Genomic DNA, 20,375 nt, shown 5'->3' with positions numbered 1-20,375 from the left:
TATGTCCATCAGGTTGAACGACCATGGCACGTTCCATGATTCAGCGCCGGCAGGATGCCGAGCGCGAACGTATCGCGGCCTATGAGGCCACGTTGCGCGCCCGCGCGCGGCAGGCGCAGTGCTTTTCTCCCCTGAGCGAGGCAATCGCAGCAGTACGGGTTGGCCTGTCCAGCGCCATGCTGCGCGATCCCGGAGAATGGCGACCGCAGTTGAAGACACGCGATCCCGCGCGCCTGCGGCTGGCGGCGGCCCGATATCTCTTCGCCCGTTATCCGGTGCCCGCTCCGCTCGAACACGTCTGGTCTGGTCCTGCCGGCCTGGAGGTGTCCGATGTGAAAGAGCGCAAGCGCTGGTATCTCGTGGCGGCCCAGGGCGGCTCGCTCTACAAGGAGTGCGCGAAGGACTGGCTCTCCCGCAAGGAGGTACATGCCTTCCTCAATCCGCCGGCGGAGCTCTCCTTCGAGGCGGCTCTCTGGCAGGCGATCGCCCGTTCCTACACCGACGATGTCGGCGTGGCGCTGCGTATCGCCCGCTCGAAGATCGCTGCAACCCAGCGCACGCAGAAGGCGCATGTCTTCTGGCGCGAGGTCGCGCGCTTCTTCTGCGTGCATCCGCTGCCGCTGGAGGAGATCGACGATCTCTGCGATTTCCTCTCGGCCCGCTTCCGGGCGGACCGGCGCTACAGCCTGAAGGGCCGTACGCCCGCTTCGCTACAGCGGCAGATGCGGGAGTGGCACCGTGAACTGGCCCAACTGGACCAGATCCGGCGAATGGCGCAGCGCCATGCCGCGCAAGCAAGGCTACCGGCCGCCAATGGCGATGGCAAATCGTCGGATGGCGGGCGCTGGCAGGGAGCGGCTTTGGCCGATTGGTCCTGGCAGCCTTCGACCAAGGAAGCCCCGCACCGCAGGGAAGAGATCCTGGTGGTGCAGCTCAAGACCGGCGCCGATCTACTAACCGAGAGCCGCGCCATGCATCACTGCGTCTCGGGCTATGCCAATAAGTGCCTCACCGGCAATGCCTCTATCTGGTCGCTGCGCCGCCGTGTGACAGGAGGCGTGGAGCGCCTGCTGACCATCGAACTCGATCGTCAGCATGTCGCCATTCAGATCCGGGGTTTTGCCAACCGGCTCGCCAGGCCGGAAGAGGACCAGATGCTGAAGCGCTGGGCGAAAGCGCGCGGGGTAACCCTGCGCTGAAGGACAACACCCCCCGGCTTGCCGGTGGGTGTTTCCGACAGCCATCGATATCGATGAGCCTTGGGATATCAGGGCGCTGGGGCCAGCCCGGATGGGGACAGCAATTGCCAGCGGCCTTCTTCTTGCTTCAGCCAGACCTTGATGCGTGTCCCGTCAGCCGGGAGGTCACGGATGGTGCCGCCCGGTCCGGCCCAGCCCGAAGGTCGTCCATAGGCACGCCAACCCTGCGCCTCGATGCGTTGGCCGGTGAGTGCGCGCGATCCCTTCTCCACCGTGCCGACCTCGATCGTCAGCGTGAAGACTTCGTCGACGAATGCGCCTCTTTCGAAAAAGGAAATGTCATCGCGTCTTTTCACCCATTCCGGCACCTTCTTGGCGGCGGTGGCGGCCACCAAGCGGCCCGTGAGGATGAGATCGGCCTCGGCGGTGAGGGCAGCCTGCGACATGTCGGGAATTGCGGCCGGCGCGGCTGTGCCGATGACGGCCATTGCTCCAGCCAGCATCAGGATGAGGGTATTCCTGCGATGTCGGTTCATAGCCGCCTATTTCGTCCCACTGAATTCAGGCTTTGTCATTGGGCCATATTACCTTGATCTTCGAAGAGCTTCTGTCCCCTCTAGAACAGACAGGCAGACAGTCTTCTCAAACCATTGGAGTGGCTGCTGTGGCCGGTTTGTTTTGTGTACTCCAAGGGAAAGTATTTTGGTTTTTAGTTTATAAGGTATATTTCTACCTTTTGTTTTCGTCTTCCAATAAATTCAAGATATCGCTATGGTTTCCGGAGTTATTTATAGCGTTCTAGCTTGACAATATTGGGTTTTATGGTCGGATCACCCCAGTCAAAGGGGCGTATCATTCATGAAACATGCATCTGTTTTCTGTTTTGCCGCAGCAAGTGCGGCGGCGGTCTTGCTTGCCGACACGGTGCCGGCCGATGCTGGTACCATCGTCCGGACCGTTGCCCATGGCAAGCCGATGCCGGTGGTGCCTTTGTTCGGGCTGGCGCGGGAAACCTGCGGCGTATACCCCCTGCATGATGTGCGGATCGAACGTCAGCCGCAGCACGGCGCGGCCAGGATCGCCAAGGTCAGCGTTAAATTGCCGGCATCGTTCGGGGTCTGCGCCGGAACCAACGTCACTGCGCCCTGGGTCATCTACCAGCCGGCCGGCAACTATGCAGGGGGCGACAGCTTCGGCGTTTCCTGGCGCATTGCGCCAAATGTGCTTGAATATACCAGTCGCTACGAAAGCTATGAGGTTGATCTGACCGTGAAATAGGAGACGGCACTTTGCGGCGAGGCGACAATCTCCTCCGCCTGTGCCACTGATGGAGGTGGGCAAGGGGGATGAATCGCCATGATTGCACGACATGTCGCTCTACTGGCCGCGATGGCTTGCGCCTTTTTGGCGACGCCGGCGTTGGCCGAGCCGGTACCTGAAGGCTACAAGCTCGAGCAGGTGCTGATGCTCAGCCGGCACAATCTGCGCGCGCCGCTGGCCAACAGCGGCAGTGCGCTCGCCAAGGTCACCGAGAGGAAATGGCCGGAATGGGAGGTGCCTGGCGGCAATCTCACGGTCAAGGGCGGTATTCTCGAAACCTATATGGGCCGCTCCATCGGCGGCTGGCTGGCCGAGAACGGCCTCATCGCCAAGGATGCCTGTCCGGCGCCGGGCAGCGTCCACATCTATGCCAACAGCCTGCAGCGCACGGTCGCGACGGCACAGTTCTTCGTCGCCGGCGCCTTTGCCGGCTGCGATGTCGCCGTGCACCATCAGGACAAGATGGGCACGATGGATCCCACCTTCAATCCGTCCATCCGTGCCGACAGCGATGGCTTCCGCGAGCAGGCGGTCACGGCGATGGTTGCGCAGGCCAAGACTACGCCGCTCGCGCCGGGCTACCGGCTGCTCGACGGCATCCTCGCCTTCAAGGCCTCGCAGAGCTGCAGGCAGGACAAGCTCTGCGATCTGACCAAGAGCGACGACAGCTTCACCGCCAAGGCTGGCGAGGAACCGGGCACCAAGGGCCCGCTCAAGCTCGGCAATGCCGTGGTCGATGCTTTCACCCTCCAATATTATGAGGGCTTCCCGCCCGGCGAGGTCGCCTGGGGGAGGATCCGCAACGAAGGGCAATGGCGCTCGCTCGCCGCCATCAAGAACGGCTATCAGGAGGCTCTGTTCACCACGCCAGCCGTGGCCCGCGACGTGGCCGGCCCTATGCTGGCCTACATCGCCGGTGCCCTGGTGAAGCCGGAGGCCGGCAAGGCCGTGCCGGTGACGATACTGTTCGGACACGATTCCAATGTCGCTTCCGTCCTCGCTGCGCTCGAGGCCGAGCCCTATGTGCTGCCGGGACAGGACGAGAAGACGCCGATCGGCGGCGTCATCCAGTTCCAGCGCTGGCGCGACGGCAAGGGCAATCGCGACCTGTTCCGGCTCGACTATGTCTATCAGACCAAGGCGCAATTGCGCCAAGGCACCAAGCTCACGCCAAAGAACCCACCGCGCCGGGTGACATTGAAGCTTAAGGGGTGTCCCACCGACAAGGACGGCTTCTGCGCCTGGAGCGATTTCGTCAAGGCGCTGCCCTAGGACGACGATGGCGAGCAAGCTCTCTGAGCGGCTGCGCCTTATTCTCGAGGCCTTACCGCTGCGACCGGGCCTGCGCGTGTTGGAGATTGGTTGTGGGCCGGGTGCACTGGCGGCGGGCTATGGCGGCGCGCATCGGCGATGGCCATGTGCTGGCGATCGACCGTTCCGCCCGTGCGATTGCGCAGGCCGTCATAAGCTCCAGGGTTGAGATCATGGCGGGGCGGCTCAGCTTCCGGGAGGTCGCCGCCGAGGCCTTCGTGCTGGAAGACGATGAGATGCCCTATGATCTGGCTGTTGCCATACGAGTCGGTGCACTCGATGGCGACATCCGGAGGCCGGCGAGACAGTGCGGCTTCGCCTCGCGGCTGCGTTGAGGCCCGGGGGCGACTTTTCCTCGATGGTGGTGATCCTTTGTACGAGATAATGCTGAATGGGGTTCAGGATTCAAAATGACGGCGGTATCTGCGCAATCTTGAGTTGCGTTTTTACTTGAATATTATTGAAATTACGTTCACGAAAACTTCAGAATTCTGACATTCGGTCTTCATCCATCCGCCGCTATCACCACGCGTCAGGAATGAGCTCGGTGGGGCAGGCAATGCGTGTTTGGGTGGGGATAGCCGCGCTGGTCGCGGCATTGGGGACGGTGGAGACTGCGGGGGCGGCCGATCTGGCGCCGGCCGTTGTCGAGCCCGCGGTTCCCTTGGAGGCGCCGAGCTGGACGGGCTTCTATGCCGGTCTGCATGCCGGTTACGGCTTTGGCGCGGGCCAGGATGTCGATATCGCCCGCATCTCGCGCAACAACGAGGTGCAATGGCACAGCAAGGCGGGCAAAGTCTCGCCTTCAGGGGTCTTCGGGGGTGGCCAGCTCGGTTATAATCTGCAATATGGCGCCTTCGTCGTCGGCTTGGAGACCGATATCGACGTCAGCGGCGTCGAGGACACAGCCCGTGGCCAGTTTGAGCCCTGGAAGGCGCCCTGGGGCAACAGTCCCGGCTATTATTACAGCTATCGCAACCGCACCAAGGCGCAATGGTTCGGCACGCTGCGTCCGCGTCTCGGTTACGCCTATGGCGATTTCCTGTTCTATGTCACGGGTGGCCTTGCCTATGGCGGCATCAAGAGCCAGTCCGATTTCATCGATGGCGGTGTCGGCTCCGGAGGGTTCCACTACGCCGGCCATGTCTCCAAGAGCGAGACCAAGGCCGGTTATGTGCTCGGCGCCGGCATGGAATACGCTTTTGCGCCGAACTGGACCGCAAAGCTCGAATATCAATATCTCGATTTCGGCGATCAGAAGGCCCACGCCAATGAATATTGGCCGAATGCCACGCCACCTGCCTACAATGACTACATGCTCTACCACACCAAGATCAGCACCGCCTTTCATACGGTGCGGCTCGGCGTGAACTACCATTTTTGAGGGTTTGTGGGTGGCTCGCCTCCCGGGCCACCCTATTACAGCAGCGCCTGCAGACTGGGCGCGAGATAGGGGCGCAGCAGGCTGCGGACCTGGCCGAGGCCCCAGGCCAGATGCTCCGGCGTTAGGGCATCGATGCCCTCGTGGACGTCGAGATAGAGTGCCCAATACGTCGCTACGATCCACAGATTGGCGAGCAGTGGCTGGAACTGGTCGTCCGGGACGACCAGCAATCCTCGTTCGCGCAGGACTTGCGCCAGTGTTTCGACGGCGCCGCGCAGATGCGCGCTGAGCGCACGCACGCGCAGCCGCAATTCGGGTGAGAGCGCAAGCAGGCCGATCATATCGCGCAGCAGGAAGCGATACTCCCAGATCAAGGCAAACCAGCGCTCCAGTAATCCGAAGGATGTTGCCGGATCGGCCGTACCCTCGGTTCCTTCCGCCAGCAACGCCATGGCATCGGCCTCGAAGCGGTCGAGCACGGCCGCGACCAGCGTCTCCTTGGTGCGGAAATGGTAATAGAGATTGCCTTCGTTGATGCCGGCGGCGGCGGCGATCTGCGCCGTGGTGACACGATCAGGCCCGTTCTCGTTGAACAGGCCGAGAGCAAGCGAGACGATACGCCCACGCGTCTCTCCGCCCTTGCTGGTTGCTGCCTTTCTTGCCTTCGTCCCCGTCGCCATGCGTTTCCGTCCTAATTTAAGGTACTCACCTTAATGTCGCCTAACTCTAAGGTCATTACCTTAAATCGATTGCTGGTACGGGTACAATTCAGGCGATGGAGGCCGGCGTGAACATTGCAGTCGATCCCGTGATTTCCGAGGCGAGCGAAGGCGTCGCTGTCAGCCGCAGTTCCCTGCTGGCGGTGTTCTCGGCCATGATCACCAATCCACTCAAGGTCATCCCGCCCGAGGCCTTCAGGGAACCGCTGGTGATCACGCGCAGCGGCGGCAAGCTGCGGATCTTCCTCACCGATCCCGTGCTGATCCACGAGGCGTTGACCACCAACAGCGCCGCTCTCGGCAAGGGCGAGGACACAAGGCGCGGCCTCGGCCCGGCGCTCGGGGAGGGGCTGCTCACAGCCGATGGCGAGCACTGGAAATGGCAACGCCAATCGGTGGCGCAGGGCTTCCGGCACGAGAAGCTGCTTGCCTTCCTGCCCATCATGATCGCCGCCGCGGAGCGCACGCGCATGCGCTGGCACGAGACGGGCCCCGGCGCTGAATTCGATATCGGGCACGAGATGATGCACACCACCTTCGATATCATCGTCGAGACCATGATGTCCGGGCAGGGCGCGATCGATGCCGAGGCGGTGGAACGCAGCGTCACCCGCTACCTGGAAGGATCGGGCTGGACCTTCGCCATGGGCCTGCTCAGGGCGCCGGACTGGTTGCCCTATCCGGGGCGGGGCGGCATCACGCGATCGGCGGGCTATTTGCGCACGACGCTGTCGCGGGTGGTGGCCGAGCGCCGACTGTCGTCCGAGCAGCGGCAGGACCTGCTCGGCCTGCTGCTGTCGGCCGTCGACCCTGAAAGCGGACGCCGAATGAGCGACGGGCAGGTGGTCGACAACCTCTTGACCTTCGTCATGGCTGGCCATGAAACCACGGCGCTCGGCCTCGCTTGGACGTTCCATCTCCTCGCCACCCATCCGGATATCGAGGCACGCGTCCTGGCAGAAATCGAGGCCGTAACCGGGGAGGCCGGCGCGGTGCTGCCGGAGCACATTGCCAACCTCGCCTATACGCGCCAGGTATTCCAGGAGGCGATGCGGCTCTATCCGCCGGCGGCGATCATTCCGCGTGTCGCATTGGCCGATTTCAAGCTCGGCCAGCACGTCATTCCCGCCGGAGCGGCGATCTATGTGCCCATCTATGCGGTGCACCGCCATACCAGCCTGTGGGAGGAGCCGGAGCGCTTCGATCCCGATCGCTTCGCCCCGGAGCGGGCGAAAGGACGCCACCGCTATGCCTATATGCCGTTCGGCGCCGGGCCGCGCACCTGCATCGGCAGTGCCTTTGCCATGCTGGAGGCGGTCGCGATCCTGGCCGTGCTGTTGAAGAGCTTTTCGCTACACCCCGTCGATGCGTCCGAACCCAAGCCAAAGCTGCGCATTACGCTGCGCCCGGATCGTAAGCTGCGGATGAAGGGGGTGCAGCGGCGGTAGCGAGGGAACGCAATCGTTTTGTGGACTGCTTGTGATGTTGATCCCCGCTTGCCGAAGGTCACGTCGGTGTAACCAGCGAAACTCGACTGTGATTTCTCAAGAAGAAATCCGGCCTGATCTGATGACATGCCCGCTGCCCGGCGATAACACGAGTACATCGTCAATCTGGATCAAGCGGCCCCATGAGTGTGCTCGACGCATTTCCCACCCGCCCTCTGCGGGCGAACCGTATCGGCATCAGCCGCCTCACGGGGTGTTTCGTCGTTCTGGTCGGCTTCGCCCTCGCGGGCGGCATTGGCTGGTGGCAGGCCGAGGATCTGTGGCGCGATTACAAGATCAGCCGCAATTACGAGATCGCCGACGATGCGCGGATTTCGAATGGCGAGTGCAAGATCCGCAAGCTCATCTTCACCGATTGCTCCGCCACCATCACGGCACCCGACGGCGCCAGGAGCAGGGTCGAGATGATGTTCGTGGACATGCATGCCGGAGACTATGAAACGGGGGTTGTGCGCTCGCGCGAGGATCCCCAGCTGCTGACACTGGAGCTGGGCGTCGAGAAGATCACCGATCGCGTCCTCACTTTCCTCGCATTTGTCGGTGGGTTTGCCGCCCTTGGCATCGCGGGCCTTGCCATGCTGCTCAAGGCATCGAGACTCAGGCGGGCGGTGGCCGAACCGGTTGTCATGAGACCTGTCGTCGCCAAGGTCCTGACGCAGGCCCGGACCTGGCTGAACTACACGATCAAGTATGAATATTCGCTCGACGGCAAGACCCGCAAGGCGACCAGCGTCTTGAAGAAGAAGGAGACGCCGTTCTTCCTCGGCACCGAGGAGCGCCAGGTGCTCGCAGTTGTGCCTCAGACGACCTCGACGCCGATCCTGCTCGATGCCGGGCTCGAGATGCTCAATCTTACCGACGAGGAACGCGCCGCCGTCCAGGCGGCGGTCTCGCCGGTGCAGGATGATATCCGGCTCGACCGCAGCATGCGCTGGTGAGGGCCGGACTGGAGCGTTTTGCGTCAGGCTGTGGCCACGGCCGTCAGGGCGGCGATGAGGCGGTCGAGCTCGGCTTCGGTGGTGTAGACGGCCGGGGAGACGCGGATGCATTGGCCGGCGGCCACGCCGGCCCGACGCACGGTGAGCACCTTGAACTCGTCCCTGAGCCGGGTGACGATGGCGGTGTTGTCCTCCTTGCTCACCTTGCCCTTGATCCGGAACGAGGTGATGCCGGCATGCAGGGCCGGATCGTTCGGTGTCAGGATCTCGATGGCGCCGATGCCGGCGACGCGCTCGACCCAGTAATTGCGCAGATGGCTGACCCGGGCATGTTTGGCCGCGACGCCGATCGACTGGTGCAAATCGAGTGCTGCCGGGATGGTGAGCGCGGCGGCGAAATTGAGCGTGCCGGTGTGGATGCGCGAGCGGATGTCCTCGGCCGGCCAGTCCTTGTCGCCCATATGGGTGTCGATATCAGCAAGGCGGCCCTTGCGGATATAGAGGAAGCCGAGCCCGACCGGCGCGCCGATCCATTTGTGCAGGTTGAAGCCGGCGAAGTCGACGCCGAGATCGGTCATGTCGAGCGGCAACTGGCCCCAGCTATGGGCGGCATCGAGGATGACGTCGACGCCCTTGGCGCGCGCCATCGCCGTGATCTCGCGCACCGGCATCACCAGTCCGGTGCGGTGAGACAGGTGGGTGAGCAAAAGGAGCTTCGCCTTGGGCGTTTCCTCCAGCACCTTGCGATAGGTTTCCAGCACGGCCTCGCGCGTGGCCGGCTCTGGGATGGCGAAAGTCTTGACCGTGACGCCGCGGCGGCTCTCGAGCATGCCCATGGCGTATTGCATGGAATCATAGTCGAGGTCGGCGTAGAGCACGGCGTCGCCGGGCTGGAGCTTGTTGTAGCCGGCTATCAGTGTCTGCAGTGCCTCGGTGGCGCCACGGGTGATGGCGATCTCCTCGGGTGAGACGCCGAGCGCGGTGGCGACGCGGTCACGCACGGCGGCGAAGTCGGCATCGAAGGACTTGCGGGCATAGAGCGTGTTCTGGCGGTTCACGCGCTGGATGTTCTCGACATAGGTCTCCAGCACCGGTCGGGCCATGATGCCCCAATAACCGTTTTCGAGATTGGCGGTGGAGCGGTCGACGTCATAGAGGTCGCGAACGCCAGACCAGAAGCCGGCATCGGTGGCAAGCTTGCTCGGGTCCGGCGCCGGCAGGGTGACGCTTTCGGCCGCCCGCGCCGGCCGCATCGCCGCCGCCATCACGGTGGTCAGCAATCCGCTGATCAGAAAATTGCGACGCTGGATCATAGTAGCCCTCGAATGTTGCGTGTCGAACTGCCGGCGTGGATAGGGCCGGGGTATGACGGGGGGATGAAGGATAGGCATTGTTGGAGGCTGATCCCGGGACCACTCCAAATAAGGTCAGCCCACTGCAACATGCTGGGTAGAATTTTCATCGTTCGCAGCCCATGGACATTCGTGCCCGATTGTTCCATCGGAGATAGGCGCGCCGCCCTTTGGCGGCCATGGAGTCTCCAGAACGGTCCGATTGTCCGATGAAACGCTGCCTTGCCCTGTTGCTCTTCCTTGCCGTGGCCTTCGTGCCGGAGGTCGCCCTTGCCGGCCGGCGCGTGGCGTTGCTGATCGGCAATAGCGACTATGCCAAGGTGGCGCGCCTCGCCAATCCCGGGCGCGATGTCGGGCTGTTGAAGGAGACGCTCCAGAAGGCCGGCTTCGATGCGGTCGATACCGTGGTTGACGCCGACCGTGCCGGCATGATCGCGGCGCTGCGGCGCTTCCAGGCGAGCGCGTCGAATGCCGATATCGCGGTGGTCTATTTCTCCGGCCACGGCATCGAGATCGGCGGCGAGAACTATCTGGTGCCGATCGATGCGCATCTGACCAGCGATCGCGACGTCCAGGACGAGACCTTGGCGCTGTCGCGCGTGGTCGAGGCGACGGATGGGGCCGGCCAGCTCAAGCTGGTGATCCTCGATGCCTGCCGCAACAATCCCTTCCTCGCCAAGATGTCGCGTACGCGCGGCACGCGCTCCGTCGGCAAGGGGCTGGCACGGGTGGAGCCGGAGGGTGACAATGTGCTCGTCGCCTATGCCGCCCGCGAGGGCAGCGTGGCGCTGGATGGCAACGGCATCAACAGCCCCTATGCGCAGGCGCTGGCGCGCTATCTCACCCGGCCCGGCCTCGACATCCGCCTCGCCCTCGGCAAGGTGCGCGACGACGTGCTCAGCGCCACCGACCGCCAGCAGACGCCCTTCTTCAATGGTTCGCTGGGCGGCGACGTCATCACCCTGGCGCCTGCGACAGGCGGGCAGGTGGCGATGGTGCCGCCGGCCGAACCACCGCCTCCCGTCGAGCCACCGCCGCGCAAGCAGACCAAGTTCACGCCGCAGGTGGTGCCGCCCTCGCTGTTCCAGAATGGCGGGGCCGCTAGCGGTGCGATGCTGCGCATGAGCGATCCGCGCATCTGGCAAGTGGTCAAGGATGTCGACATGCCTGAGGTGATCGAGGAATTCCGGGACCGTTTCCGCGACTCTCGCGATGCCGGCGAGGCGGAGGAGAGGCTCAAGCAGCTTCTGGGTGTCAGCGAGCTCGATCCACTGCCCCCGCCGGCCGGCGAGCGCATCCCCGCGCCTGAAACCGAATGTGATCGCATCGGGGCGGCGCCGCTCGATCCTGACACCGTGATGCGGCGCACCCGAACGGCCGCGCCCAAGGAGATCGTCGCGGCCTGCGAGGCGGCCCTCAAGCAATATCCGCGCGAGCGGCGCTTCATGCATCAGCTCGGCGATGCGCTCGCCGATGCCGGCCAGAACGACAAGGCGCTCGCCATGAATTTGCGGGCTGGCATTGCCGGCAGCCAGGGCGGCTGGATCAGCTCCGGCCGCCTGTTCAAGGCCAGGGCCGGCGGAGCCAGCAACCCGGACGGCAACAGCTCCATCTCCCTCACCATGGCCTGGCAGCAGCCGCTCGGCTCCTTCTTCTTCAAGCGCGGCTTCGTCGAGCCCTTCGAGCGCATGCGGGGCAAGGCTGGCGTCACACGGGAACTGAGCAAGGCCGCCGCGTCCGGCGACCAGGCCGCCAATGTCTGGATCGGCTACATGTATCTCTTCGGCTTCAACGTGCCGAAGGACTATGCCAAGGGCATGGCGGCGCTCGACAAGGCCCGCCTGTCGCGTCCCGAAGACACCGGCATCCATCTCGCCTTGATGCTGAAGACCGGCTACGGCGTGCGGCAGGACGTCAAGGATGCGCTGGAGGAGTTCGGCAAGGCGCAGAAGGCCGATAACAGCTACGCCACCTATCAACTCGCCTTGATGTATCTGGATGGGCTCGGCGTGCCGCAGAACTATGCCGCTGCCGCCCGCATGATGGGCGATGCCGCCGTCGGCGGCGATCCGCGAAGCGTCGACGACATCCTTGCCAATTTCGCCAAATGGCCGCGGGAATACCGGGTCGTGCTGCAGCAGGAATTGCTCAAGCGCAACCTCATCGAAGGCAAGGCCGATGGCGAGCTCGCGCCCGGCATGACGGAGGATCTGCGCAAGCTCGCTCCAATGCCGACGGCCCCGATGGCAGCTACGCCTTAAGCGCATCTCTTTCAAGGTCTTTGCAAGGTACTTGAAAGTGAATGGATTTGTGTAAGGTGTGGGGCTCCGCGACCTCAACGATAAGGTAGCGCAATTCCGGTTCGATGGCCTGCAAGCACCTTGAACGGGGCGCGCTTTAAGCGGCGCATCCCTTTGCCAGTTTTCGCGCAACGGTTTGACCTCATTCCCGGAGATGATTTGCGTTATGGCTCGGTATGAGCCCGGCGCTGAGGCGCCATGCAATACATGCAGATCTGGTTTAGGGAATGAGAGTTGATGCCTTTGAAATGGGCACGAAGCGCGTTTTCGCATCGCCGATGCGTCTATAGCGACATGTTATTGCGCAGTATGACTGGGAATGACCCATGTCACGCAGTTTGTAATTCGTATAAATATGAACAAGACTGCATATAAATACTGAATGGGGGCAATATCCTATCGCACGATAGAATATTTCGATTTGATAAAACTGGCTATCGTCCATATGTCGCGAGGGCAGTTTTTCAGATCGTTGCGAGCCCTCCATGAACGAGACCACGAAGACCGAGACAGCCAAGACCGGACTTCGCAAGGCGGCCGCCGGTGGCTGGGGAGCGCTCAAGAGCTGCGGCCGGCATCTGTTGGCGAGTGGTTCGCCGCTGACGGGCGCGCGCACCATGCTGAAGGCGAACCAGCCCGATGGTTTCGACTGCCCGGGCTGCGCCTGGGGTGATCCCGAGCATGGTTCCTCCTTCGAGTTCTGCGAGAACGGCGTCAAGGCCGTGGCCTGGGAGGCGACCGACAAGCGCACCACGCCGGTGTTCTTCCGAGAGCATACGCTCGCCGAGCTGAGCCGCTGGAGCGATTACGAACTGGAAGCCCAGGGCCGGCTGACCCATCCGATGCGCTATGACCAGGCCAGCGACCGCTACGAGGCGATCGCCTGGGAGGAGGCCTTCCAAGAGATCGGCGCCCATCTCAATGCACTGGCCAATCCTGATCAGGCCGAGTTCTATACGTCGGGCCGGGCCAGCAACGAGGCCGCCTTCCTCTACCAGCTCTTCGTACGGTTCTACGGCACCAACAATTTCCCGGACTGCTCAAACATGTGCCACGAGGCCAGCGGCGTCGCCTTGCGCCAGGCCATCGGCGTCGGCAAAGGCACGGTGTTGCTCGAGGATTTCGAGGAGGCGGATGCCATCTTCGTCGTCGGCCAGAACCCTGGCACCAACCATCCCCGCATGCTCGGCGACCTCAGGCGCGCAGCGATGCGCGGTGCCCGCGTAGTGGTATTCAACCCGGTGCGCGAGCGGGGCCTCGAACGCTTCGCCGACCCACAGGACAAGCTTGAAATGCTGCGTGGCGGCTCCAAACCCGTCGCCAGCGAATATTTCCAGCCGCGCCTCGGCGGGGACATGGCTGCCTTCCGCGGCATGGCCAAGACCGTCTTCGCCCGCGATGACGCCGAGCGCGCCGCTGGCCGGCCGACCCTGTTGGACGAAACCTTCCTGGCCGAGCACACCCATGGCCTTGCCGCCTACCGCGCCGCCGTCGAGGCCACGAGCTGGGAGGAGATCGAGGACCAGTCGGGCCTGACGCAGGTCGAGATCGAGACGGCCGCCGACATCTACCTGTCGGCCGAGAAGGTGATCTGCACCTGGGCCATGGGCGTGACGCAGCATCTCCATTCGGTTGCGACCATCCGGGAGATCACCAACTTCCTACTGCTGCGCGGCCATGTCGGCCGTCCCGGCGCGGGGCTGTGCCCGGTGCGCGGGCACTCCAACGTGCAGGGCGACCGCACCGTCGGCATCAACGAGAAGCCGCCGGCCGCCTTTCTCGACGCGCTCGCCCGCGAGTTCGACTTCGAGCCACCGCGCGCCGACGGCCACAACGTGCTTGCCGCCATCGGCGCCATGCTCGACGGCAGCGCCAAGGCTTTCATCGGTCTCGGTGGCAATTTCGCCCGCGCCACGCCGGACTCGCCCCTGGTGGAAAAGGCGCTCCGGGCCTGCGACCTCACCGTCCACATCGCCACCAAGCTCAACCATTCGCATCTGATGCCGGGGCGCGCCGCCTATCTATTGCCCTGCCTCGGCCGCACAGAGGTCGACCGCAACAGCGCGGGCAAGATCCAGATCGTTACGGTCGAGGATTCGATGAGCATGGTGCACGGCTCGGGTGGCATCAACCCGCCGGCCTCCAAGGAGCTGCGCTCGGAAGTCGCGATCGTCGCCGGCATCGCCGCCGCGACCGTCGGCTCGCACAAGGTCGATTGGGCAGCGCTTGCCGACAATCACGATTTGATCCGCGACAGGATCGCCCGCACCATTCCCGGCTTCGAGGACTACAATGCGCGGGTGCGTAAGCCGCGTGGCTTCCATCTGCGCAATGCCGCCGCCGAGCGCGAGTGGAATACGCCGACCGGCCGCGCCAATTTCGCTGCCGTCCCATTGCCGGAGGCGACAGCCTTCCAGCAGGCTCGCGGGCGCCAAGGCGTCTTCGTATTACAGACCTTCCGCTCGCACGACCAGTACAACACCACGATCTACGGCCATGATGACCGCTATCGCGGCATCAAGGGCGAGCGCCGGGTGATCTTCATCCATCCCGACGACATCACCGCCATCGGTGCCGTGCCCGGCGAGATCATCGATCTGGTCGGCGAGCATGACGATGGCATCATTCGTGTCGCCGAGAATTTCCGGCTGGTCTCCTACGACATTCCGCGCGGCTGCATTGCGGGCTACTACCCCGAGGCGAACGTGCTGGTGCCGCTGTCGAGCGCCGGCGAGGAAAGCGACACGCCGACCTCCAAATCGGTGCTGGTTTCCCTGAGGAGCCGGGTGATGGTGGCCGCATGAGCCAAGAGGAAGAGGATTTGATGGCGACGATCGAGGCAATCCGCCGGCTCGACCCGCGTCTTTCGCCTCTCGATGGCGTCATCCTCGCCGCCGTGACCCTGGACATCGCCGACAATACAAGCAGCTTCGCGCGACTGTTCGAGGTGGAGCACGCCTTGGTGATCCGCGCCGCACATGACCTCACCGAGGAAGGGCGCTGGCTCGACGTGGTGGAACGCCAGGCGCGGACGCAGCGCACCAAGGTGGCGATCAGCGAAGCGGGCAGGGCGCGGCTGGCCGGACTGTAAAGGCGCCGATGGACGCTGCCGGTCCGCCGCCAAGCCCTATCGGCGCCCCCTGGAATCATCCTATGAAAGCAGTTCATAGGAATCCCATCATGACCGACACGACAAGCCACGAGCCCGTGGTGGGCAAGCTCGGGCGCACGGAATTCATCGTGCTGGTGGCCAGCCTCGTTGCCGTCAACGCCTTCGCGATCGACATCATGCTGCCCGGCCTGCAGCAGATCGGCGCCAGCCTCGGCGAGCCCGATCCCAACCGGCGGCAATTGGTGATTCCAGCCTATCTGCTCGGCTTCGGCCTGCTGCAGCTCGTGTTCGGGCCGCTCTCCGACCGGTTTGGCCGGCGCGGACCGCTGTTGGTCGGGCTCTCCATCTATTGTGTAGCGGCCTTGTGCGCCTTCTTCACCTCGAACTTCAATGCCCTGGTGGCCCTGCGCTTCATCCAGGGCAGCGGCGCGGCAGCCTCCGCCGTAATCTCTACCGCGCTGGTGCGCGACGTCTTCGCCGGCAACCAGATGGCCAGGATCATGTCGCTGGTGTTCACCGTGCTGATGCTCTCGCCCATCCTCGCGCCCTCGCTCGGCCAGGGCCTGATGACGGTGATGGACTGGCGCGGCCTGTTCGGCTTCATGGCCGGGTGGGGGGTGATCGTCATCGCCTGGGTGTGGTGGCGCCTGCCAGAGACGCTGCAGCCCGAACACAAGCGCCCGCTCGGCTTCGGCGCCGTGATCGAAGGCTTCGGCATCGTCTTCGCCAACCGGGTCTCGCTCGCCTATATCATCGGCATGGCGGCGTTGTTCGGCGCGCTGATGGGCTTTCTCAATTCCTCCCAGCAGATCTATCGCGATGTCTTCGGTATCGAGGCGATGTTTCCGCTGTTCTTCGCGGGCGGCGCGGCCTGCTCGGCGCTGGGCGGCATGGTGAATGCGCAACTGGTCAACCGCTACGGCATGCAGCTCCTGTCCTGGCTCGCGCTCATGGTGTTCGGCGCGGCGGCCCTGGCCATCCTCGTCGCCGCCTTGCTGCAGGCGCTGCCGCTCTGGCTGTTCTTCGGGCTCAGCGCGGTACAGTTCCTGGTCTTCAGCATGATCCTGTCGAATTTCGGCGCCCTGGCCATGGAGCCGCTCGGCGAGGTGGCGGGCACCGCGGCTTCGACCCAGGGCTTCCTGCAGATGGTGCCCGGCGCTGCCATCGGCATCCTGATCGGCCAGGTGTTCGACGGTACAGTGATCCCCCTCGCCATCGGCTATGTCGCCATGGTCGCGCTGACGGCGACCTGCGTGACGCTGATGGCGGGGAAGGGGCGCATCACGGGCTGACTTGCAAGCCAAACCACCGCGTCAACATTGTCATGGAAGGACGATGCTCTTCGACGGATTTCGAGGCGCGAAGAGATGGACTCCGTAGATTATCGCTGTCGCATCGTTCTTGCCGAAAATCCGCACCCAGTTTTCGGTGCGATGCGCTTGAGATAACCTTACGGCAATAAAAAAGGGAGGTCCGAAAACCTCCCTTAGATTTCAAGTTTTATCTGGTCATCAAGGTCGAAAGTCGCACTGGTCTCTACCTGAGGCGGTAATGACGCTGACGATTGACATCCCCGACTTCCATTCTTCCCTGTATTAGGGCTGTTGATCAGGAAGACTATACCCACTTTTCGCAATGTCAACCGGATTGAGGGAGTACATCCAAGTAGTATTGCGGAAAATAATATTTCATAAGGGCGGTTCAGTAATTTTTGTTCGTACGCTAACGGTTTTTCCCTCCGCGTTTCCTGGCTTAAAACGGGAACGCGCTAGGGCTATTCGTAGCCAGAGCTTCGAGCCCACTTTGGAGCAGGCGGACTGGCGGAAGAGAGACGGTGTCCTCCGCGATTGCCGTAGAGAACCCCGAGGTAACGGAAGGCTTTGGCCAAGCAGAATTGCCCGGAGAGATCCATCCGTGGGCCTCGCCGGGAAATTCTGCAAGCGTTTGATATCGTGCAGATTCCTCTTGATCGTGCCCGTGGCTCGAACAAGAGGAACGTGCTTGGGTTGAAGCGTTGCCCGCGACGCTTCCGTGCCGGGCGCGCTCGGCGGAGGCCAGCCATGCGGCGGTATGATTCAACTTCATCATTCCCGTGCGAGGCATCGATGGTCATGCTATTTTAGGTTGCAGATTTGGTCCATTACAAGCCGCTCGGGAGAGGTGCCATGGACGACAAGACGCGCCCAGCTTCAGTCCAGCAGATTTCTCCGACGGTCCAGGAACCTCCTCCGCATGTCAAGCTGATCCAGATCGCGATGGGCAGCTGGGTTGCGCGCATGGTCTGGGCGGCGGCGAAACTGGGCCTCGCCGATCAGTTCGCCGCCGGCCCGCGCAGCGCCGACGAATTGGCAAGTCCGCTCGGCCTCCACGCGCCCTCGCTGCACCGCTTCATGCGCTGCCTTGCCAGCCTGGGTGTCCTCGGCGAACATCCTGGCCAGCGCTTCGCTCTGACGGAGCTGGGCGAGGCGCTCAAGACCGGCGCGCCGGGCGCGGCCAGGGCCACGGTGCTGACTTTCGGCAGTTCCTGGTTCTTTGGACCCCTCGATGAGATCATCTATTCGCTGCAGACCGGCAAGACCGCCTTCGAGAAAGTACATGGCATGCCGGTTTTCGACTATCTCGGGCGGCACCCGGACGAAGCCTCCCTGTTCAGCGAGACGATGGTCGGCGTGCATGGCCAGGAGCCGGCGGCCGTCGCCGCAGCCTATGATTTCTCGCCCTTCCGCACCGTGGTCGACGTGGGCGGGGCCACCGGCAATTTGCTCGCGGCGATCCTGGCCCAACATGCGGGGCCACGCGGCGTCCTGTTCGACCGGCCCTATGTGGTGGCCGAGGCGCCGGCCCTGCTCGAGGCGCGCGGCGTGAGGGCGCGCGTGACGATCGAGGCCGGCGATTTCTTCGAGACGGTGCCCGTGGGAGGCGATGCCTATGTGCTTTCCCACGTCATCCATGACTGGAGCGAGGCGCAGTGCCTGGCCATTCTTGCCCATGTCCACAAGGCCATGCAGCCCGACGGGCGGCTCCTGCTCGTCGAGATGGTGCTGCCCGCCGGCGATGCTCCCCATCCCGGCAAGCTGCTCGACATGGTGATGCTGACACTGCCCGGCGGCCAGGAGCGCACGGAAGAGGAATACCAGCAGCTTCTCGCCAAGGCCGGGTTCCGTCTGACGCGGGTGGTGCCGACCGAGTCGGCCGTGGGCGTCGTGGAGGCGGTGCGGGCGAGGGAGGGTGTGATCCCGGCCATTTTGCAGCTGCAGCAGCGACCGGTGATGCACCGAATGTTGCAGCGATAGTCTCGTCATCGGGAGTACGATGTCGGCCAAAACCGGACCGCAAGTGGAGGATTCCGGCTCTCCACCCACCATTTGCCGTCACCGATTTGCGCTTTTTATGGAACGCATGCGCTGCTCAGGCATTGTCATAGTGGAACGTCCTGTCACCCCAGAGCAAAGCGCGTTCATGCCTGAACGCTTGTTTGCTCTGGTTCCTTGTTTCGACGCGTCTTTGCGATTCCGGGCGATTCCGTCTCATCGCAAAACGCTTTAGGCCCGTGGACTCCACGGGCGGATGCAAAGGAAGTCTGCCATGACCGAGATCATCACCGGTTTCTACGACAATCGATCCGACGCGCAAGCCGCGCTCGAGCAATTGCTGGCGGCCGGGTTTGCCCGCGACCAGATCACGCTCAACGCCAAAGACGAGAATTCCGACTATGTCCGGGAGGAAGACAGCGCCTCCTACGATCACCGGCGTGACGAAGGCGGCTTCTGGGCGATGCTCAAGCACTTCTTCTTTCCAGACGAACGGCGCTATCTCTACACCGAGGGCATGAGCCGCGGCGGCACGCTGCTCACGGTCGAGGCCGAAAGCCACCAGATCGAAACCGCCAGGATGATCCTGGAGGAATACGGTTCGATCGACCTGCCGGCGCGGGCCGAGACATGGCGCCAGAGCGGCTGGCCGGGCTTCGCTGCCGTGGCCCCGGACGGCGTGCTGCTCGCCCCCGAACCGGGCGGGGGTAACATTCGCGAGAACATGGAGGTCATCACCGCCGATGGCGTGAATATCGGCACGGTCGACGATCTCGGCGACGACCAGATCCGGCTCGCCAAGAACACCTCGCCCGACGGCGTGCATCATTTCGTGCCGCTGGACTGGGTCGACCACGTCGACGAGCAAGTGCATCTCAAACGCAAGGCGCCGGAGGTGCAGGCGGTCTGGTAGGCCGTTTGGTCAGTGATGCGTGACGACGGGCGCCGGATCGGGCGCCCGTTGCATTTGGTATGGCCAGTCTATCGCGCGAACACGCCGTCGAAATCCTTGAAGCCCTTGATCTCGATCGGATTTCCGCTCGGGTCGCGGAAGAACATGGTGCGCTGCTCGCCCGGTTCGCCCTGGAAGCGGATCACCGGCGGGATCTCGAAGGCGATGCCGGCCTTCTCCAACCGGGCGGCCAGGTCCAGCCAGGCATCGAGGGGCAGGATCACACCCAGATGCGGCATCGGCACCAAATGATCGCCGACCTTGCCGGTCCGGCTGGTGGCGAAGGGCGTGCCCAGATGCAGCGAAATCTGGTGGCCGAAAAAGTCGAAATCCACCCAGCTCTGGGTGCTGCGTCCTTCCTCGCAACCGAGCACGTCGCCATAGAAGTGGCGGGCCTCATTGAGATCGGTGACGTGATAGGCAAGGTGGAACAGTGAGCGCATGGCCGGTCTCCGCGGTGGCCGGGCGAGGGTAGCTGAAAAGCGGGCGGCGATTCAACGCCGCGGGGCGGGTGCGGCGAACTTCAGGGCGGGACGATGCGGCGGCAATGTTCCCTTGGACATCGCCTCGTCGTGTCTCCGGTGCAGAAATGCGGTGTCGCGATTCATCCCGATCGGCAGTCGGGCATTCACGCGGCAATCCGGGACGGTAACCATGGCCCCTACCTTGAACGACCTGTTTTCCGCGGAAGCCGGCTCGGCATTCGCCCGGCAATTGGCGCTCGGTGACCTGATCGGCGACCGCTCGTGGGACGTCGACATCGGGCAGGGAAAGATCTCGTTCGGCAGCGATCTCGCCTTTCCGATCCAGGTTCTCGGGACTAGAGCATCGGACATTTAATCGTACGCATATCCAGCGGCGTTAAGATAGTTCCAGCATTCTTTTGGGCTGAAGAGATCGCAGATATCGCCGATTGCGTTCCAGAGTTGTTCGAAAGTTCGAGCGGCAGCCGCCCTCAGATGGGCTTTG

The 20,375-nt window shown here is 63.4% G+C and carries 17 protein-coding genes and 3 pseudogenes; 15 read left to right on the top strand and 5 right to left on the bottom strand.

Features of this window, described 5'->3' with window-relative positions:
• Positions 1-23 precede the first annotated feature (23 nt).
• Complete coding sequence (locus tag AB4037_RS33065; RefSeq protein WP_441774435.1) at positions 24-1,199, top strand: PcfJ domain-containing protein; 1,176 nt, start codon at positions 24-26, stop codon at positions 1,197-1,199.
• 68 nt (positions 1,200-1,267) lie between these two features.
• Here AB4037_RS33065 and AB4037_RS33060 read toward each other — a convergent pair whose 3' ends face one another.
• A complete protein-coding gene (locus tag AB4037_RS33060) occupies positions 1,268-1,735 on the bottom strand; it encodes a hypothetical protein (RefSeq protein ID WP_441774434.1) in 468 nt (155 codons plus the stop codon).
• Positions 1,736-2,057: 322 nt separating this feature from the next.
• On the opposite strand from AB4037_RS33060, the gene AB4037_RS33055 reads away from it, so the two are divergent.
• The 4 genes and pseudogenes from AB4037_RS33055 (at position 2,058) to AB4037_RS33040 (ending at position 5,214) form a co-directional block, all read left to right on the top strand.
• Positions 2,058-2,477 (top strand): hypothetical protein, encoded by a 420-nt coding sequence (locus tag AB4037_RS33055; protein ID WP_434955549.1) that lies wholly within the window; start codon positions 2,058-2,060, stop codon positions 2,475-2,477.
• A gap of 78 nt (positions 2,478-2,555) precedes the next feature.
• A complete protein-coding gene (agp, locus tag AB4037_RS33050) occupies positions 2,556-3,791 on the top strand; it encodes a bifunctional glucose-1-phosphatase/inositol phosphatase (RefSeq protein ID WP_441774433.1) in 1,236 nt (411 codons plus the stop codon).
• 7 nt (positions 3,792-3,798) lie between these two features.
• Positions 3,799-4,244: pseudogene (locus tag AB4037_RS33045) on the top strand (SAM-dependent methyltransferase).
• Positions 4,245-4,389: 145 nt separating this feature from the next.
• Positions 4,390-5,214, top strand: a complete 825-nt coding sequence (locus tag AB4037_RS33040; RefSeq protein ID WP_441774432.1) for an outer membrane protein — start codon at positions 4,390-4,392, stop codon at positions 5,212-5,214.
• A gap of 35 nt (positions 5,215-5,249) precedes the next feature.
• On the opposite strand, the gene AB4037_RS33035 is transcribed toward AB4037_RS33040, so the two are convergent.
• Positions 5,250-5,894 carry a TetR/AcrR family transcriptional regulator gene (locus tag AB4037_RS33035; RefSeq protein WP_434955553.1) on the bottom strand — a complete coding sequence of 215 codons (645 nt, stop codon included), beginning with the start codon at positions 5,892-5,894 and terminating at the stop codon, positions 5,250-5,252.
• A 95-nt stretch (positions 5,895-5,989) separates the two neighbouring features.
• Between AB4037_RS33035 and AB4037_RS33030 the strand changes: the two genes are divergently transcribed.
• Positions 5,990-7,381: a cytochrome P450 gene (locus AB4037_RS33030; RefSeq protein ID WP_441774431.1), complete on the top strand. Its 1,392-nt coding sequence runs from the start codon at positions 5,990-5,992 to the stop codon at positions 7,379-7,381.
• 182 nt (positions 7,382-7,563) lie between these two features.
• Complete coding sequence (locus AB4037_RS33025) at positions 7,564-8,379, top strand: hypothetical protein (RefSeq protein ID WP_441774430.1); 816 nt, start codon at positions 7,564-7,566, stop codon at positions 8,377-8,379.
• Positions 8,380-8,402: 23 nt separating this feature from the next.
• On the opposite strand, the gene AB4037_RS33020 is transcribed toward AB4037_RS33025, so the two are convergent.
• Complete coding sequence (locus AB4037_RS33020) at positions 8,403-9,692, bottom strand: aminotransferase class V-fold PLP-dependent enzyme (RefSeq protein ID WP_441774429.1); 1,290 nt, start codon at positions 9,690-9,692, stop codon at positions 8,403-8,405.
• A gap of 248 nt (positions 9,693-9,940) precedes the next feature.
• Here AB4037_RS33020 and AB4037_RS33015 point away from each other — a divergent pair, with 248 nt between their 5' ends.
• The 7 genes and pseudogenes from AB4037_RS33015 (at position 9,941) to AB4037_RS32985 (ending at position 19,367) form a co-directional block, all read left to right on the top strand.
• Complete coding sequence (locus tag AB4037_RS33015) at positions 9,941-11,992, top strand: caspase family protein (protein WP_441774428.1); 2,052 nt, start codon at positions 9,941-9,943, stop codon at positions 11,990-11,992.
• A gap of 524 nt (positions 11,993-12,516) precedes the next feature.
• Positions 12,517-14,835, top strand: a complete 2,319-nt coding sequence (locus AB4037_RS33010; protein ID WP_441774427.1) for an FdhF/YdeP family oxidoreductase — start codon at positions 12,517-12,519, stop codon at positions 14,833-14,835.
• Positions 14,832-15,122 carry a hypothetical protein gene (locus AB4037_RS33005; protein WP_441774426.1) on the top strand — a complete coding sequence of 97 codons (291 nt, stop codon included), beginning with the start codon at positions 14,832-14,834 and terminating at the stop codon, positions 15,120-15,122. Before AB4037_RS33010 ends, AB4037_RS33005 begins: the two co-directional genes overlap by 4 nt.
• Before the next feature lie 89 nt (positions 15,123-15,211).
• A complete protein-coding gene (locus tag AB4037_RS33000; protein ID WP_441774425.1) occupies positions 15,212-16,435 on the top strand; it encodes a multidrug effflux MFS transporter in 1,224 nt (407 codons plus the stop codon).
• An 873-nt stretch (positions 16,436-17,308) separates the two neighbouring features.
• Positions 17,309-18,436, top strand: coding sequence for a methyltransferase (locus AB4037_RS32995; RefSeq protein WP_441774424.1), 1,128 nt, complete (start codon positions 17,309-17,311; stop codon positions 18,434-18,436).
• Between the two features lie 274 nt (positions 18,437-18,710).
• Positions 18,711-18,974, top strand: a pseudogene (locus AB4037_RS32990) (general stress protein); the annotation flags it as partial.
• A gap of 204 nt (positions 18,975-19,178) precedes the next feature.
• Complete coding sequence (locus tag AB4037_RS32985; protein ID WP_441774447.1) at positions 19,179-19,367, top strand: DUF2171 domain-containing protein; 189 nt, start codon at positions 19,179-19,181, stop codon at positions 19,365-19,367.
• 68 nt (positions 19,368-19,435) lie between these two features.
• Here AB4037_RS32985 and AB4037_RS32980 read toward each other — a convergent pair whose 3' ends face one another.
• Complete coding sequence (locus AB4037_RS32980; RefSeq protein ID WP_441774423.1) at positions 19,436-19,849, bottom strand: VOC family protein; 414 nt, start codon at positions 19,847-19,849, stop codon at positions 19,436-19,438.
• Between the two features lie 211 nt (positions 19,850-20,060).
• Between AB4037_RS32980 and AB4037_RS32975 the strand changes: the two genes are divergently transcribed.
• Entirely contained in the window at positions 20,061-20,246 is a 186-nt protein-coding gene (locus AB4037_RS32975) for a DUF6882 domain-containing protein (RefSeq protein ID WP_441774422.1), read from the top strand.
• Here AB4037_RS32975 and AB4037_RS32970 read toward each other — a convergent pair.
• Positions 20,243-20,375: pseudogene (locus AB4037_RS32970) on the bottom strand (IS630 family transposase); the annotation flags it as partial. The gene AB4037_RS32975 and the pseudogene AB4037_RS32970 overlap by 4 nt on opposite strands.

The organism is Labrys sp. KB_33_2 (assembly GCF_052114505.1).
In the GTDB taxonomy this organism is placed as follows: Bacteria; Pseudomonadota; Alphaproteobacteria; order Rhizobiales; family Labraceae; genus Labrys.
This window is presented reverse-complemented; position numbering and strand designations above follow the sequence as displayed.

Bases quoted from the DNA above. Each gene is read 5' to 3' on its own strand.
- AB4037_RS33060 (WP_441774434.1), bottom strand. From the start codon at position 1,735: ATGAACCGACATCGCAGGAATACCCTCATCCTGATGCTGGCTGGAGCA.
- AB4037_RS33005 (WP_441774426.1), top strand. From the start codon at position 14,832: ATGAGCCAAGAGGAAGAGGATTTGATGGCGACGATCGAGGCAATCCGC.
- AB4037_RS33010 (WP_441774427.1), top strand. From the start codon at position 12,517: ATGAACGAGACCACGAAGACCGAGACAGCCAAGACCGGACTTCGCAAG.
- AB4037_RS32975 (WP_441774422.1), top strand. From the start codon at position 20,061: ATGGCCCCTACCTTGAACGACCTGTTTTCCGCGGAAGCCGGCTCGGCA.
- AB4037_RS32985 (WP_441774447.1), top strand. From the start codon at position 19,179: ATGGAGGTCATCACCGCCGATGGCGTGAATATCGGCACGGTCGACGAT.
- AB4037_RS33000 (WP_441774425.1), top strand. From the start codon at position 15,212: ATGACCGACACGACAAGCCACGAGCCCGTGGTGGGCAAGCTCGGGCGC.
- AB4037_RS33035 (WP_434955553.1), bottom strand. From the start codon at position 5,894: ATGGCGACGGGGACGAAGGCAAGAAAGGCAGCAACCAGCAAGGGCGGA.
- AB4037_RS33040 (WP_441774432.1), top strand. From the start codon at position 4,390: ATGCGTGTTTGGGTGGGGATAGCCGCGCTGGTCGCGGCATTGGGGACG.
- agp (WP_441774433.1), top strand. From the start codon at position 2,556: ATGATTGCACGACATGTCGCTCTACTGGCCGCGATGGCTTGCGCCTTT.
- AB4037_RS33055 (WP_434955549.1), top strand. From the start codon at position 2,058: ATGAAACATGCATCTGTTTTCTGTTTTGCCGCAGCAAGTGCGGCGGCG.
- AB4037_RS32980 (WP_441774423.1), bottom strand. From the start codon at position 19,849: ATGCGCTCACTGTTCCACCTTGCCTATCACGTCACCGATCTCAATGAG.
- AB4037_RS32995 (WP_441774424.1), top strand. From the start codon at position 17,309: ATGGACGACAAGACGCGCCCAGCTTCAGTCCAGCAGATTTCTCCGACG.
- AB4037_RS33065 (WP_441774435.1), top strand. From the start codon at position 24: ATGGCACGTTCCATGATTCAGCGCCGGCAGGATGCCGAGCGCGAACGT.
- AB4037_RS33030 (WP_441774431.1), top strand. From the start codon at position 5,990: ATGGAGGCCGGCGTGAACATTGCAGTCGATCCCGTGATTTCCGAGGCG.
- AB4037_RS33020 (WP_441774429.1), bottom strand. From the start codon at position 9,692: ATGATCCAGCGTCGCAATTTTCTGATCAGCGGATTGCTGACCACCGTG.
- AB4037_RS33015 (WP_441774428.1), top strand. From the start codon at position 9,941: ATGAAACGCTGCCTTGCCCTGTTGCTCTTCCTTGCCGTGGCCTTCGTG.
- AB4037_RS33025 (WP_441774430.1), top strand. From the start codon at position 7,564: ATGAGTGTGCTCGACGCATTTCCCACCCGCCCTCTGCGGGCGAACCGT.